Raw genomic sequence first — 14,885 nt, forward strand, 5'->3', positions numbered from 1 at the left:
GCCCACAGAGCCATTGCCAGAAACGGCCGCGCAACCAAGAAAAAAGCCCGGATCGATGATCCGGGCTTTCGCGTGTTGAATGGCCTTTAAGGCTTATTCTTCTTCGCCTTCGAATTCGGCTTCCGGGTTGAAGAAGTCTTCCGGCTTCAGGGCGTCTTCGTCAACGCCGTAGATGGCGTCGGCCGAGGTCAGGCTTTCGCCCTTTGCCTGGCGACCGGCTTCTTCGGCCGAACGGGCAACGTTGACTTCAACCGAGATCTCGACTTCCGAGTGCAGGTGCAGCGTGACCTTGTGCAGGCCGATCGACTTGATCGGCTGGTTGAGGTCGACCTGGTTGCGGCCGACGTTGAAGCCTTCGGCAGCGAGCACTTCGATGATGTCGCGGGCAGCAACCGAACCGTAGAGCTGGCCGGTTTCGCCAGCCGAGCGGACGATGATGAACGACTTGCCGTCGAGCTTCTCGGCAACAGCCTGGGCTTCCGACTTGCGCTCGAGGTTGCGGGCTTCGAGCGTCGAACGCTCAGCTTCGAAACGGGCCTTGTTGGCAGCGTTGGCGCGCAGCGCCTTGCCGAGCGGCAGGAGGTAGTTACGGGCAAAGCCGTCGCGAACCTTTACGGTTTCGCCCATCTGGCCGAGCTTGGCGATACGTTCGAGAAGAATGACTTCCATGTTGGTTTCCTTTCAGAGTTCCAGTTCGTTGGTCAGTTTTTTCCAACCGGCGTGACCGCGATGGTGCGTCGCGTATCGATCAGGCCGGACAGGAGGAAGAAGAATGCCGGGATCGTGAACACGAGCACCGACAGGTATGCAATCCACAGCACGGGAAGCCGCCAGGACTTGCCGCGTGTGCGGAAATGGAAGGAGGCGAAACCGGCAAGCAGGAAGCCCGCGCCGAAGGTTCCGCAGATCAGCGCGCCGATCGTTGCGGGTGCGCCGCCGAGGAAGGTGAGGACCAGGCCGCCGAGAAAGATGAAGATCGCGTTGCGGTGCATGCGCAGCGTCGACGGAATGTCCTCGCGCGGGCGCAACGACCGGCCGGACATCTGCACGATGCGGGTGGCGAGGTAGTAGGCGGTAAACAGCATCAGCACCCAGATCGCGCCCTGGACGAGCGGCAAAGCGAGGGTGAAAAGCGACTTGATCTGGGCGATGGCAGCCGCATCCGGGTTGTAGGCGCTGTCCTGCGCCTTCACGGCCTGAATGACGATATCGACCATGCGATCGGAGATATCGGCTCCATAACCGACGATCACGCCGACGATGATCATGCCGACGGTCACCAGACCGGCGAGATGGCTGAGGATATCGGAGAGCGGATACCAGGCAAGCGCCTCATCCGGGCCGCCGAGTTCGGACGCCGGGCGGGCGAGATTGGCGAGATGGCTCAGCCAACCGGCCGGGATCAGCGTGACAACGAGGATCAGCAGCGCGAAGTAGGGCGAAACGAGAACGGCACCGGTGGCGCCGGCCGTGACGATCGCGGTGATCGCTGCGGCATTGCCCCAGCCGAGGCCGGCAATCAGGATTGGAAGTGCCGAAGCGGCATAAAGGACGATCGCAAGAGACGACTGCGTATTCGCGCCCATCGACAAGAGGGCGGCGGTAAAGCCGGCGAGAACGCCGGTCAGCAGCGATGTCCTGTTCACATTCGTCACGTTCGCTGTCCTGCTTCGTGCAGTTAGGGGATGGCCAAAGCGCAGCCCCAGCATGGGATTTTGGCGCATCGCGCCGGTTCCGATCCGCGCCCATCGCGGAAGGGAGAGAAAGAGGCGCTCACGTTAGGGGAGCGCCTCTCCCAACAAGTCGGGTTCCGTCGAGTCAGAAGACTGACGGAGAGTCAGCCGTTCTTAGGAAACGACGTAGGGCAGCAGGCCGAGGAAGCGTGCACGCTTGATCGCCTGGGCGAGTTCGCGCTGCTTCTTCTGGGAAACGGCCGTGATGCGGGAAGGAACGATCTTGCCGCGCTCGGAAATGTAGCGCTGCAGAAGACGGATGTCCTTGTAGTCGATCCGCGGAGCGTTTGCGCCCGAGAAGGGGCAGGTCTTGCGGCGGCGGTGGAACGGGCGACGAACCGGAGCGGAAGAAACTTCAGCCATTGTCTTAATCTCCTAAAGCTTCTTGATTACGCGCGGTCTTCGCGCGGACGGCGCGGGCGGTCTTCGCGGTCGCCACGGTCCGGACGCGGACCACGGTCGCCGAAGCCACGCTCCGGACGGTCGCCATCGCGGCGCGGACGGTCGTCGCGGTCGCGCTTCTGCATCATGGCAGACGCGCCTTCCTCGTGCTTCTCGACGGCGATCGTCATGTAGCGCAGGATGTCTTCGTTGATGCGCATCTGGCGCTCGATTTCGTGAACAGCCGCTGCCGGAGCATCGATGTCCATGAGAACGTAGTGAGCCTTGCGGTTCTTCTTGATGCGGTAGGTGAGGGACTTCAGGCCCCAGTTCTCGACGCGACCGACCTTACCGCCGTTTGCTTCGAGCACGCCCTTGTACTGCTCGACGAGACCGTCGACCTGCTGCGGCGTGATGTCCTGGCGGGCCAGGAATACGTGTTCATAAAGAGCCATTGTGGCTTGCCTTTCTTGCGTTAATCAGCCCGGACCTCGGCGGCTAAGCCTCAACGACTGTTCTTAGTGGCTGCAGGCAGCCGGCAAGAAAGTGTTGTATCGAGACGGTCGAGAGCGGAGACACGGGAGGCCGGAAAGACGTGCAATCCTAACGGCTCCCCTCGAGGAAGCCGGCCCTCCGTTCAGCCACCAGCCAGAAGACCGGGCATTTCGAACAGCGCGCTTATACGCATTTTTCCGCGGAAGGCAAGGCTTGCCGCGTCTTTTCCGCTTTCTACGCCAGCCCGTTCACCTTTTTCCATTTGCGCAGGCGGCCGTGGGCGTTGGCATAGGGAGAGGAAGTATTGAACTGGATCATGCGTCCGAGCGTGAATTTTCCGTACCATGGCCGCCCGTAAAGCGTCCGCTCGTCGCGATCCCTGATGAGTACCTCGAGCGTCTCCTTGCTGCGCTTCAGTCTGGCGACAAGCTCGCCCGGCGAAAGAGCGTGGAAGTCCGCATAGAATTTCTGCGCAAGCCGTCCGAGTTCGTTCCATTGATAGCCCGTCTCGGGGAAGTCGACCAGCTCGCCGCGCTGATCGCGATCGATCCATTTGATCACCAGTTCGCCCCAGCCGATGAGGTAGGCGACGAGGTCGCCGACGCTCATCATCGTGCCCTTGGCGTGGCCTTCGAGCGACGGTTCGCGGTAGCGCTCGTCAGGAACCCGTTCCAGCTCGCGCATCAGCCTGGCGAACTGGACGTCGATCGCCGCAAGCAGTTCCGCTTTCGTCTGGGGTACCGGCATCGGCGATCTGGTCTCACGCTCAGATCGGCATCGGGTAGATCCGGTGCAGCCGCCGGATCCCGTTCACGATGTCCTGCGACAGCGTCAGGTCGATGGCGCCGAGGTTGGTCTTCAACTGCTCCATCGAGGTCGCGCCGATGATGACGGAAGCCATGAACGGCCGCGCCAGGCAGAAGGCGATGGCCATCTGCGCCGGATCGAGGCCGTGCTCGCGTGCCAGTTTGACATAGCCTTCGACGGCCGGTTCCTGGTGCGGCGTGAAGCGGCCGCCGAGATCGCCGTTGATCGAAAGTCGCGAGCCCTTCGGCTTCGCGCCATCGAGGTACTTGCCGCTTAAGAGGCCGGCGGCGAGCGGCGAATAGGCGAGCAGGCCCACGTCTTCGTGGTGCGACAGCTCCGACAGGTCGAGGTCGTAGGCGCGGTAAAGCAGGTTGTATTCGTTCTGGATCGAGGCGACGCGCGGCAGGCTATGACGCTCCGCCATGTCGATGAACTTCATCGTGCCCCAGGCCGTTTCGTTGGAGAGGCCGATGGCGCGGACCTTGCCGGCTTTCACGAGGTCGCCGAGCTTGTCGAGGATTGCCCGGAGGTCACTCGCGACATGATCCTTGTCCTGCCTGGACGGGTCATAGGACCAGGCGTTGCGGAAATGGTAGTGGCCGCGGTTCGGCCAATGAAGCTGATAAAGGTCCACATAATCGGTCTTCAGCCGCCTGAGGCTGGCGTCGATCGCCTGGTCGATGCCCTCGGGCGTCGTCGGGTTGCCGTTGCGGATATAGGGGCGGCCGGGGCCGGCGACCTTGGTCGCAACGACGACCTCATCGCGCCGGCCGCGCCTGACCAGCCATTCGCCGATGAAGCGTTCCGTGTCGCCATAGGTCTCTGGCGAAAGCGGGGTCGTGGGGTAGAGTTCGGCCGTATCGATGAAGTTGACGCCCTTGTCGAAGGCGTAATCCAGTTGCTCGTGCGCCTCGGCGATGGAGTTCTGTGAACCCCAGGTCATGGTGCCCAGGCAGATTTCCGAGACTTTGATGCCGGTGCGGCCAAGCGTGTTGTAGCGCATCTAGATAAGTATCCTTGTGAAGGGCGGCGCCGACCTGGGAGGGAAGGGGCGCTGGCACCGGGAATGGAGCGGTCGCCTCGACCCTGGTGATCGGGTAGGGCAGAGCGACATCGGGCGGCAAACTTACGCCTTGATTGTTGAAGATCAAGGGCAAAAGGCCCCGTCGGCCGTGTCCGTGCCGGCCTCCAAGCTTGACTCGTCGGTAAGGAATGTGAATGGAGAGGAAGCCGGAGATGTATGGTTTCTGCCTGCATCCCGCTCTAACTCATAAGAACCGATCACTAGGATTTCGTGTCGCGCCGACCCGAAATCCTAGTGATCTAGGGAAGGGACGATCCCATGAGCATTGCATTCACGTTTCCAGGCCAGGGCAGCCAGGCTGTCGGCATGGGCAAGGATCTGGCCGACGCTTTTCCGGAAGCGGCAGCCGTCTTTGCCGAAGTCGATGAAGCACTCGGCCAGAAGCTGTCCGAGATCATGTGGAACGGCCCCGAGGAAACGCTGACGCTGACGGCGAACGCCCAGCCGGCGCTGATGGCCGTATCGATGGCCGTCATTCGCGTGCTCGAAGCCAAGGGCCTCGACCTCAAGTCCAAGGTTTCCTTCGTCGCCGGCCATTCGCTCGGCGAATACTCGGCGCTCTGTGCTGCCGGTACCTTCTCCATTGCCGACACGGCGCGTCTCCTGCGCATCCGCGGCAACGCCATGCAGGCGGCGGTTCCCGTCGGCAAGGGCGCAATGGCGGCGATCATCGGCCTCGAACATGCGGATGTCGAAGCCGTCTGCCGCGAAGCCTCCGCGCTCGGTTCCTGCCAGATCGCCAACGACAATGGTGGCGGCCAGCTGGTGATCTCCGGCGAGAAGGCTGCCGTCGAGAAGGCCGCAGCACTCGCTTCCGAAAAGGGCGCCAAGCGCGCTCTGATGCTGCCGGTCTCTGCCCCCTTCCATTCCGCGCTGATGGCGCCGGCTGCCGACGCGATGCGCGAGGCGCTGGCCAAGGTCGAGAAGCGTAATCCGGTGGTGCCTGTCATCGCCAACGTGCTCGCCGCCCCGGTCAGCGATGCCGACGAGATCGCCCGGCTGCTGGTCGAGCAGGTCACCGGCCAGGTCCGCTGGCGCGAGACGGTCGAATGGTTTGCCGCCAACAATGTCACGACGCTTTATGAACTCGGCTCCGGCAAGGTCCTGACCGGGCTTGCCCGCCGCATCGACAAGACCGTCAACGGTATCGCCGTCAATACGCCCGCCGATATCGACGCAGCACTCGCCGCCTTGCTCGCCTGAGCGAACGCCTAGGCGCTCCAGTTATAAGGAATCAAAGAGATGTTTGATCTTTCCGGCCGCAAGGCTCTCGTTACCGGTGCATCCGGTGGTATCGGCGAAGAAATCGCCCGCATGCTGCACGCCCAGGGAGCGACCGTCGGTCTGCACGGCACCCGCGTCGAAAAGCTGGAAGCGCTTGCCAACGAACTTGGCGATCGCGTGCAGCTCTTCCCGGCAAACCTTTCCGACCGCGCCGAAGTCAAGGCGCTCGGCGAGAAGGCCGAAGCCGAGCTTGGCGGCGTCGACATCCTCGTCAACAATGCCGGCATCACCAAGGACGGTCTCTTCGTGCGCATGAGCGACGAGGACTGGGATGCCGTTCTCGAAGTGAACCTGACGGCCGTGTTCCGCCTGACGCGCGAACTCACCCATCCGATGATGCGTCGCCGTTTCGGCCGCATCGTCAACATCACCTCCATCGTCGGCGTCACCGGCAACCCCGGCCAGGCGAACTACTGCGCCTCCAAGGCCGGCATGATCGGCTTCTCCAAGTCACTGGCCCAGGAAATCGCGACGCGCAACGTCACGGTCAACTGCGTGGCTCCGGGCTTCATCGAAAGCGCGATGACCGGCAAGCTCAACGACAAGCAGAAGGACGCGATCATGGGCGCGATCCCGATGAAGCGGATGGGCACCGGCGCTGAAATCGCTTCGGCGGTCGTTTACCTCGCTTCCAACGAAGCGGGCTACGTCACCGGCCAGACGATTCACGTCAATGGCGGCATGGCCATGATCTGATCCGCTTTCCGGGATGGGCCGCCCGCCGAGATTGTGCGGTGGGCGATCTTCAACGTCCCGGGACGCCGCCTGCCAAATGCCTGAAATTCAATGTTGAGCAAGCGAATGACAGGCATTTTCGGACTTTGCGACAGCGTTAAACCGTGTTAATCGGGCCATGACTGTTAGCAGTCGACCGGTCCCGCCAGGTGCCCGGCAGCCTTGGCTGCCTTGGGTTTGCCGCAGTTCCGGTTGGATGGATTGCCGGGTGGGCCGTCTTGGTCTATCAGGCTTACAGAAGAGTACCGGTGCCGGAATAGGCGCCTACAGAAACGAAGGTCGAGGAACTCCGACATGAGCGATATCGCAGAACGCGTAAAGAAAATTGTTATTGATCATCTTGGCGTCGACGCCGAAAAGGTCAGCGAAGGCGCAAGCTTCATCGACGACCTCGGCGCGGACTCGCTCGACACCGTCGAACTGGTCATGGCTTTCGAAGAAGAATTCGGCGTTGAAATCCCGGACGACGCTGCTGACTCGATCCTGACTGTCGGCGACGCCGTCAAGTTCATCGAAAAGGCTCAGGCCTAATACCTTAAAGCGGCTTCGGCCGTGGACGGGCCGCCTAAAGCGGCCCGTTTCAGCCCAGGGAAGTGGGCTATCCCGCGCTGAGCGGGGATTTCGATCAGCAAGCGTTTCCCGCATATCCCTCTGATCGTGAATAAGAACCTTAAAATGGATGCCCGGATCGGGTTCGTTACACGTGGTCCGATCCGGCTCTGAAATGGAAAAGTCAGGGTGGGTCGCGGACTATGAGACGTGTCGTTATCACCGGTACCGGCATGGTATCTCCCTTGGGTTGCGGAACTGAGGCGACGTGGGCGCGCCTGCTTGCCGGGCACAATGCCGCGCGCAAGGTGACCGAATTCGAGGTCGAGGACCTTCCTGCCAAGATTGCCTGCCGCATTCCCTTCGGCGACGGCACCGATGCTACCTTCAATGCCGACGACTGGATGGAGCCGAAGGAGCAGCGCAAGGTCGATCCGTTCATCGTCTACGCGATGGCTGCGGCCGACATGGCGCTGGCCGATGCCGGCTGGAAGCCGGAGAACGATGAAGACCAGATCGCGACCGGCGTGCTGATCGGTTCGGGCATCGGCGGTCTCGAAGGCATCGTCGAAGGCGGCTACACGCTGCGCGACAAGGGTCCCCGCCGCATCTCGCCGTTCTTCATTCCCGGCCGGCTCATCAATCTTGCCTCGGGCCAGGTGTCGATCCGCCACAAGTTGCGCGGTCCGAACCACTCTGTCGTCACCGCCTGTTCGACCGGCGCGCATGCGATCGGCGACGCGAGCCGCCTGATCGCGCTCGGCGATGCCGACGTCATGGTGGCCGGTGGTGCGGAATCGCCGATCTGCCGGATCTCGCTCGCCGGCTTTGCCGCCTGCAAGGCGCTATCGACCCAGCACAATGACGATCCGCAGAAGGCCTCGCGCCCCTACGATATCGACCGTGACGGTTTCGTCATGGGCGAGGGCGCCGGCGTCGTCATCCTCGAAGAGCTCGAGCATGCCAAGGCCCGTGGCGCCAAGATCTATGCGGAAGTCGTCGGCTACGGCCTTTCGGGCGATGCGTTTCACATCACCGCTCCGTCGGAAGATGGCGACGGTGCCTATCGCTGCATGCAGATGGCGCTGAAGCGAGCCGGCCTGACGGCTGCCGATATCGACTACATCAACGCCCACGGCACCTCCACCATGGCCGACACGATCGAGCTTGGCGCCGTCGAGCGCCTGGTCGGCGAACACGCGTCGAAGATCTCGATGTCCTCGACCAAGTCGGCCATCGGCCACCTGCTCGGCGCTGCCGGCGCGGTGGAAGCGATCTTCTCGGCGCTGGCGATCCGCGACAACATTGCGCCGCCGACGCTGAACCTCGACAATCCGTCGATCGAGACGAAGATCGACCTCGTGCCGCATGTCGCGCGCAAGCGCGAAATCAACGTGGCGCTCTCGAATTCCTTCGGCTTCGGCGGCACCAACGCCTCGTTGGTCCTGCGCCGCTACACCGGCGCCTGATCGCGCGCCCGGAGCGTCGCTTGAGCCAATTGTCGCGCCGACCGTCAAAGGCGGCGCGATGATCCAGCTTTTGCCGTATTGCTCGCTACAAGCATGTGGTGGGAGGAGGCGTCGTCACGGAAGACGGCGCTCGCCGACCGCGATGTTCGCGCAAGGCATATCTGTCAGATTGCCCTTCAGTCATTGCCTGGAATTGCGGTTTGCCGGGTTTTTGCCGCGGGCCGTGGTTCCGGATTAAAGTGTCGGTCGTCCGCCGCGTTCTCTTGAACGGACGGTGATTCGACACATTTCTGTGGTTCTTCGGTGAGATTGCACCGACTGCGGATTTTTGAGTAACTGCGGACGTCGGCCTTCTGGGCGGCACCGTTTTATAAATTTGACCTATGCCTGCCACGGTCCAGTCCGAAATTCGCACCGGAAGCAGGAAGAGAATGAGGCCGCGAATTTCGGGTTCGGGATAATCGTGAGCGACTCAAACGATAACGGCGCGGCGCAATTTGGCCGCAGTGAAAACGCGAGCAACGGACCGATCATTCCGAAATCGGCAAACGAGGCCCTGCGTCCGGAAAAAGTGCCGCAACCGCCGAAACGATCGCGCAAGGCCCGCAGCCAGGTCGTGATCTTCCTGAACTTTGTCATGACCGTCATTGTCTTTGCAGCGCTCGCCGCTGCCGGCACGGTCTATTATGCGATGCACCAGTACGAAAAGCCGGGTCCGCTGCAGGCGAACCAGAACTTCATCGTCCGGGGCGGCGCCGGCATGAGCGAGATCGCCAGCGGGCTCGAGCGCGGCAACATCATCACCGATGCGCGCGTTTTCCGTTTCGTTTCCGAAGCCTACCTCGACAATGAGACGCTGAAGGCCGGCGAATATGAGATCAAGGCCGGCTCGTCGATGCAGGAGGTCATGCAGCTCCTGAAGTCGGGCAAGTCGATCCTCTACTCCGTCTCCCTGCCGGAAGGCCTGACCGTCAAGCAGATGTTCCACAGGCTGGCCGACGATCCGGTGCTCGTCGGCGACCTGCCGACGGAGCTGCCGCCGGAAGGCACCCTGATGCCGGACACCTACAAGTTCACGCGCGGCACCAAGCGCGGCGAGATCGTCCAGCAGATGGCCGCAGCCCAGAAGGTGCTGGTCGGCCAGATCTGGGAAAAGCGCGATCCCAACCTGCCGGTGTCGACGGTTGAGGAGCTCGTGACGCTTGCCTCGATCGTGGAGAAGGAAACCGGTCGCGCCGACGAGCGTCCGCGCGTCGCCTCCGTCTTCATCAACCGGCTCGACAAGGGCATGCGGCTGCAATCCGACCCGACGATCATCTATGGCATCTTCGGCGGTGACGGTAAGCCGGCCGACCGGCCGATCCTGAAGTCGGACATCGACAAGCAGACGCCTTACAACACCTATATCATCAAGGGGCTGCCGCCGACGCCGATCGCCAATCCTGGTCGTGCAGCGCTGGAAGCGGTCGCCAATCCGTCGCGCACGCCTGAGCTTTACTTCGTTGCCGATGGCACGGGCGGCCACGTCTTTGCCGAGACGCTCGACGAGCACAATGCGAATGTCCGCCGCTGGCGCAAGGTCGAGGCAGAGCGGGCGGCAGAAGCGGCGAAGGCTGCGGCTGACGCGGGCACCGCCGAGCCGGCAGCCACGCAGCCGCAATAACGCCGGCTGCTGGCGGCGCATAGCCGCGCAGCGGTGCTTGCATTGTGGACGGACGAATCACGGCGCGGATATCCCTTGCGGGATGCCGCGCCGTCGCCTTATTGCTTCTGCTGAAACCGCAACGGAGGTGATGATGCCGCTCCAATCGATGACCGGCTTTGCCCGGAGAGAAGGCAGCAGCGGCCGCCGTCGTTGGGCCTGGGAGCTGCGCTCCGTCAACGGCAAGGGCCTGGACCTCAGGCTGCGCCTGCCGCAGGGGCTCGAGCGCTTCGAGCCCGAGGTGCGCAAGCTCGCAGCGGAGTATTTTTCCCGCGGCAATCTTCAGGTCGGCCTCTCCGTCAGCGGCGGCGAGGCGGCCGTCGAGGCCGTGGTCAACCAGGCAGCTTTGACGGCGGTGCTGAACCTGCGCGGCCAACTCGGTGATCTCGTCGATCCCGCGCCACTCCGGTTCGACACGCTTCTCACTATCCGCGGCATCGTCGACTTCCGCGAGCCGGAAGAAAGCGAAGAAGAGCGTGCGGCGCTCGATGCCGGTATCCTGGCAGGTCTGGCGGGTGCGCTCGCCGATTTGCGCGCGATGCGAGAAGATGAGGGCGCGGCACTCTGTCAGATCCTGCTGGGACAGGTCGAGACGATCGAGCGGCTGACGGCGACGGTTGAGTCCGACCCGTCACGTAGCGCCGCTGCGATTGCCGATCGGCTGGCGCAGCAGGTAGCTCTGGTGATGGACAACGGCTCGTCGCTCGACCGGGACCGGCTCCATGCCGAAGTCGCTTTGCTCGCCACCAAGGCGGATCTTCGCGAGGAGATCGACCGGCTTGGTTCCCACATCGTTGCCGCCCGGGAGCTTCTGTCGAAGGGCGGTCCCGTCGGGCGCAAGCTCGATTTCCTCGCACAGGAATTTAACCGAGAATCGAATACGATCTGTTCCAAGTCCAACGCGGCCGCTGTGTCTGCCGCCGGCATCGAGCTGAAGGTCGTCATCGACCAGTTCCGCGAACAGGTCCAGAATCTGGAGTAAGGTATGAACCCGGCGACCCCTTCGCCCATCAAGATCGCCCGTCGTGGGCTGATGCTCGTCATTTCCTCGCCGTCGGGCGCAGGCAAGTCGACCATAGCGCGCAATCTCCTGGAAGCCGATCCGGAGATGAGCATTTCGGTCAGCGTGACGACACGTCAGCGGCGCCCAAGCGAGATCGATGGACGGCACTATCACTTCAAGTCGATCCGCGAGTTCGAGGCGCTGAGGTCCACCGACTCGCTGCTCGAATGGGCGGAAGTGCACGGCAATTTCTACGGTACACCGCGCGACGCGGTCGAGGCGGCCATGGCCGCGGGCCGCGACATGCTGTTCGATATCGACTGGCAGGGCGCGCAGCAGCTCCAGGAGAAGATGGCGGGCGACGTCGTCTCGATCTTCATCCTGCCGCCGTCAATGGCTGAACTGCAGTCGCGCCTGCATCGTCGCGCCGAAGACAGCGAAGAGGTGATCGCCACGCGCCTTGCCAATTCGCGCGCCGAGATCGAGCACTGGCGGGAGTATGATTACATCGTGCTCAACGACGACCTCGACCGCGCCTTTGCGTCCGTGCGTGCGATCGTCGAGGCCGAACGCCTGCGCCGCGACCGGCGCCCCGGCCTGTTCGATTTCGTCAACGGGCTGCTGACCGAAAACCCGTTCTAAGGCTTCAAAAGAAATGGCTCCGTGAGGAGCCATTTTTGACTCACGTTATTTGTAGCGCGCGCCTTGCGATCCATATGCCCGCTCAGAGGCAGTTGGCCAGGCGACAGAACTCTTCCACTGAAAGTGTTTCGGCGCGTCGCTGCGGGTCGATATCGGCCTTGGCAAGCAGCGCCTCGCCACCGAGTGGCTTCACGCTCTGCCGCAGCATCTTGCGGCGCTGGCCGAAGGCTGCATGCGTCACTTTCTCGAGCGCCGAGACCGAGCAGGGGATCGGGTTTTCCACCGGCTCCAGATGGACCACGGACGACGTCACCTTCGGTGGTGGCGTAAAGGCCTGCGGCGGCACGTCGAATGCCATCCGCGCCGTTGTGCGCCAACCACAGAGCACGCCGAGGCGGCCATAGTGGTCGTCATCCGCGTCGGCGACGATCCTCAGGCCCACTTCGCGCTGGAACATCAGCGTCAGCGACTGCCAGAAGGGCGGCCAGCGCTCGGGCAGCAGCCAGTTAACGAGCAACTGAGTGCCGACATTGTAGGGCAGGTTGGCGATGATCTTGACCGGCCCATCGTCGGCAAGCGTCTCGAACGACGTCTTCAAAGCATCGCCTTCGATGACCTGTAGCCGATCGGGATAATGCGCGCCGATTTCGGCAAGTGCCGGCAGGCAGCGCGCGTCCCGCTCAATCGCAATGACCTTCTTGGCACCGAGCGCGAGGATGGCGCGGGTGAGGCCTCCCGGTCCGGGGCCGACCTCGATGACCGTTACCCCTTCGAGCGAACCGGCGGTCCGCGCGATCTTCTGCGTCAGGTTGAGATCGAGCAGAAAGTTCTGGCCGAGCGCCTTCTTGGCATCGAGGCCGTGACGCTGGATGACGTCGCGTAGCGGAGGAAGACCGTCAAGGGCGGCCATCAGCGGGTATCTCCTGGCATATTGGCCGCAAGCGATGCGGCAAGGTCGAGCGCGGCCCGAAGGCTGTCGTCGCGGGCGACGCCCTTGCCGGCAAGGCTGAAGGCCGTGCCGTGGTCGGGCGACGTGCGGATGAAGGGAAGACCGAGCGTGACGTTGACGCTATCGTCGAAGCCGAGCGCCTTGGCCGGGATCAGCGCCTGGTCGTGATACATGCAGATGGCCACGTCGTAGGTGGCGCGTGCGCGATCATGGAACATCGTATCTGCCGGCAGCGGGCCGACGGCATCGATGCCCTCGGCACGCAGCCTGTCGATGACGGGCCGGATGACGGCGTCGTCCTCGAGACCGAGCGCACCGTTTTCGCCCGCATGCGGGTTCAGCCCGGCGATCGCGAGCCGTGGCTGTCGAAGTCCGAAACGATTGCGAAGGTCGGCCGCAGTAATCGCGCAGGTGCGGTAGATGAGGTCCGGCGTCAGTTGCTCCGGCACGTCCTTCAAGGGGATATGGATGGTGACGGGAACGGCGCGCAGCTTCGGTCCGGCCAGCATCATCACCGGCAGCACCGGCTGTCCCGTCGCCTTTTCGGCAAGATCGGCGAGATATTCGGTATGGCCCGGGAAGCGGAAGCCGGCGTCATAGAGAACCGCCTTGGCGATCGGGTTCGTGACCACGGCCGAGGCCTGTCCGGCGGTCACCAGTCGCACGGCCGTGTCGATCGCCCCGATCACGGCGCTGGCATTGACGGTGTCCGGCTCGCCCTCCTTGACCGGGGCAGGGCAGGCAAGCGGCAGCACCGGCAGCGCCGTGTCGAAGAGGGAGAGGGCGCCGGCGCAATCCGTCTCGCGGATGGACACCGTGTAGCCGAGCATCGAGGCGCGCGCGGCAAGGACCGCGGGATCGCCGATGAAAAGGAAGGGGGCCGTCGCATGGTCGCGGCGGCCGAGCCAGGTCGAGAGGCTGATGTCCGGCCCGATACCGGCCGGGTCGCCCATGGTCAGGGCGAGGGGCCCGCCGGTAGTTTCGCGCATGTTTCCGTCGTGATTACTTGTTGACGATTTGCGCCTTCTTGCGCAGCTCCTCGAGGTACTTCTCGCTGTTCGGGTCTTCGCCACCGGCCTTCTTCTTGCCGATATCCTCGGCGCGGAAGACGATTTCGGCGGCGGTGTCGTCGTTGACCTCACGCTTCTTGCAGATCGCCAGGTACTCCACGCCCTTTTCTGTCACGCGGGTTCCGGTGGTGCCGTTCTCGCCGGCCTTCTCGATCAGCGGCTTCCATTCGTCAGGCAGCTGCTGGGCAAGCATGCGGCCGAGGCTGCGGATCGACACGTCGCGATAGTTGGCGGCAAACACCTTCGAGGTTTCGCAGCCCGGGAACTGAGCGCGCGAGGCGTTGGCTTCCGCCTGCCGCTTCGCGGTGATCGCGCCGCGCTTCTTCTCGGGAATGACGAAGATCACCTGCTGCAGGAAATACTCGGTGGTCACCGGTTTCTGTCCGCCGCCTTCCATCATGCGCTTGACGAGGTCGGCGCCCTGGAGGCGGTTAGAGCTGCCGTAACGGAAGTTGACCGCACGCGGCCAGCTCATCTGCACGGCGATGAATTGCTTGAAATGTTCGGAGCCGACGCCGGCCTGATCGAGAATCTTGCCGAGCTGCTCGGTCGAAAGCTTGTTGCCCGAGGCGAAGCGCGCATAGGCGGCATCGACTTCCTGCGTGCTGACGGACTGGCCGATGCGTGCGATCTCGGCACGCTTGAGAACTTCGTCGACGAGTTGCTTCTTGGCTTCGTCGTTGCCGCCCTTCTGGCGCTGCAGGCGAAGGAAGGCCACGCGCTTGGCGATGTCGCCGGAGGTAATCACCGTGTTGTTGACCGTTACCTTGACCGTGCTCGCTGCTGCCTGAGCTCCGGAGCATATTGCAACGCTCAAGGTGCCGGCCAAAGCCAGTACCGACAGTGTCCTCAAGATCGACATTTTCCCGCCCATTCTCTTTTCCTATATCCCGGACTATCACCGTCGACAGGCTTTGTCCGCCTGCCGGCCTTGCGCCGTTGCCTTATCTTGTCGGAGGGAATGCATAATACATGCGGCCAA

At 63.0% G+C, this 14,885-nt stretch carries 16 protein-coding genes; 7 read left to right on the plus strand and 9 right to left on the minus strand.

The genetic code is table 11. From position 1 onward, the window contains the following. Nucleotides 1-93: 93 nt before the first annotated feature. The 6 genes from rplI to FA04_RS04330 all read right to left on the minus strand — a co-directional run bounded on the left by rplI (nt 94) and on the right by FA04_RS04330 (nt 4,419). Nucleotides 94-669 (minus strand): 50S ribosomal protein L9, encoded by a 576-nt coding sequence (gene rplI, locus FA04_RS04305; RefSeq protein ID WP_034803982.1) that lies wholly within the window; start codon nt 667-669, stop codon nt 94-96. A gap of 32 nt (nt 670-701) precedes the next feature. Beyond that, nucleotides 702-1,655 (minus strand): membrane protein, encoded by a 954-nt coding sequence (locus tag FA04_RS04310; protein ID WP_034803975.1) that lies wholly within the window; start codon nt 1,653-1,655, stop codon nt 702-704. A 192-nt stretch (nt 1,656-1,847) separates the two neighbouring features. Further along, nucleotides 1,848-2,096, minus strand: coding sequence for a 30S ribosomal protein S18 (gene rpsR / locus FA04_RS04315; RefSeq protein ID WP_025426448.1), 249 nt, complete (start codon nt 2,094-2,096; stop codon nt 1,848-1,850). A gap of 26 nt (nt 2,097-2,122) precedes the next feature. Then, entirely contained in the window at nt 2,123-2,569 is a 447-nt protein-coding gene (gene rpsF, locus FA04_RS04320) for a 30S ribosomal protein S6 (protein WP_034803973.1), read from the minus strand. Between the two features lie 274 nt (nt 2,570-2,843). Next, complete coding sequence (locus FA04_RS04325; protein WP_034803970.1) at nt 2,844-3,356, minus strand: ClbS/DfsB family four-helix bundle protein; 513 nt, start codon at nt 3,354-3,356, stop codon at nt 2,844-2,846. Between the two features lie 19 nt (nt 3,357-3,375). Continuing rightward, the gene (locus tag FA04_RS04330; protein ID WP_034803965.1) at nt 3,376-4,419 is read right to left on the minus strand and encodes an aldo/keto reductase; all 1,044 of its coding nucleotides are present in this window, start codon (nt 4,417-4,419) and stop codon (nt 3,376-3,378) included. A gap of 339 nt (nt 4,420-4,758) precedes the next feature. Between FA04_RS04330 and fabD the strand changes: the two genes are divergently transcribed. The 7 genes from fabD to gmk all read left to right on the plus strand — a co-directional run bounded on the left by fabD (nt 4,759) and on the right by gmk (nt 11,884). Then, nucleotides 4,759-5,703 carry an ACP S-malonyltransferase gene (gene fabD / locus FA04_RS04335; RefSeq protein WP_034803962.1) on the plus strand — a complete coding sequence of 315 codons (945 nt, stop codon included), beginning with the start codon at nt 4,759-4,761 and terminating at the stop codon, nt 5,701-5,703. Nucleotides 5,704-5,742: 39 nt separating this feature from the next. Then, nucleotides 5,743-6,480 carry a 3-oxoacyl-[acyl-carrier-protein] reductase gene (gene fabG / locus FA04_RS04340; RefSeq protein ID WP_034803959.1) on the plus strand — a complete coding sequence of 246 codons (738 nt, stop codon included), beginning with the start codon at nt 5,743-5,745 and terminating at the stop codon, nt 6,478-6,480. A 333-nt stretch (nt 6,481-6,813) separates the two neighbouring features. Then, nucleotides 6,814-7,050, plus strand: coding sequence for an acyl carrier protein (locus FA04_RS04345; RefSeq protein WP_003531676.1), 237 nt, complete (start codon nt 6,814-6,816; stop codon nt 7,048-7,050). Nucleotides 7,051-7,271: 221 nt separating this feature from the next. After that, complete coding sequence (gene fabF / locus FA04_RS04350) at nt 7,272-8,537, plus strand: beta-ketoacyl-ACP synthase II (RefSeq protein ID WP_034803942.1); 1,266 nt, start codon at nt 7,272-7,274, stop codon at nt 8,535-8,537. A gap of 463 nt (nt 8,538-9,000) precedes the next feature. After that, nucleotides 9,001-10,200 carry an endolytic transglycosylase MltG gene (mltG, locus tag FA04_RS04355; RefSeq protein WP_034803938.1) on the plus strand — a complete coding sequence of 400 codons (1,200 nt, stop codon included), beginning with the start codon at nt 9,001-9,003 and terminating at the stop codon, nt 10,198-10,200. A gap of 133 nt (nt 10,201-10,333) precedes the next feature. Next, nucleotides 10,334-11,221 carry a YicC/YloC family endoribonuclease gene (locus FA04_RS04360; RefSeq protein WP_034804285.1) on the plus strand — a complete coding sequence of 296 codons (888 nt, stop codon included), beginning with the start codon at nt 10,334-10,336 and terminating at the stop codon, nt 11,219-11,221. Nucleotides 11,222-11,224: 3 nt separating this feature from the next. Next, nucleotides 11,225-11,884, plus strand: coding sequence for a guanylate kinase (gene gmk, locus FA04_RS04365; protein WP_034803935.1), 660 nt, complete (start codon nt 11,225-11,227; stop codon nt 11,882-11,884). A gap of 82 nt (nt 11,885-11,966) precedes the next feature. Here gmk and rsmA read toward each other — a convergent pair whose 3' ends face one another. The 3 genes from rsmA to FA04_RS04380 are packed head-to-tail and all read right to left on the minus strand — an operon-like array spanning nt 11,967 to nt 14,777. Beyond that, nucleotides 11,967-12,794, minus strand: a complete 828-nt coding sequence (gene rsmA / locus FA04_RS04370) for a 16S rRNA (adenine(1518)-N(6)/adenine(1519)-N(6))-dimethyltransferase RsmA (RefSeq protein ID WP_034803932.1) — start codon at nt 12,792-12,794, stop codon at nt 11,967-11,969. Next, nucleotides 12,794-13,822 (minus strand): 4-hydroxythreonine-4-phosphate dehydrogenase PdxA, encoded by a 1,029-nt coding sequence (gene pdxA, locus FA04_RS04375; protein WP_034803929.1) that lies wholly within the window; start codon nt 13,820-13,822, stop codon nt 12,794-12,796. The genes rsmA and pdxA overlap by 1 nt, the downstream gene beginning before the upstream one ends. Nucleotides 13,823-13,835: 13 nt before the next feature. Then, nucleotides 13,836-14,777 (minus strand): SurA N-terminal domain-containing protein, encoded by a 942-nt coding sequence (locus FA04_RS04380; RefSeq protein ID WP_034803927.1) that lies wholly within the window; start codon nt 14,775-14,777, stop codon nt 13,836-13,838. Nucleotides 14,778-14,885: the final 108 nt, after the last annotated feature.

Source organism: Ensifer adhaerens, assembly GCF_000697965.2.
In the GTDB taxonomy this organism is placed as follows: Bacteria; Pseudomonadota; Alphaproteobacteria; order Rhizobiales; family Rhizobiaceae; genus Ensifer; species Ensifer adhaerens.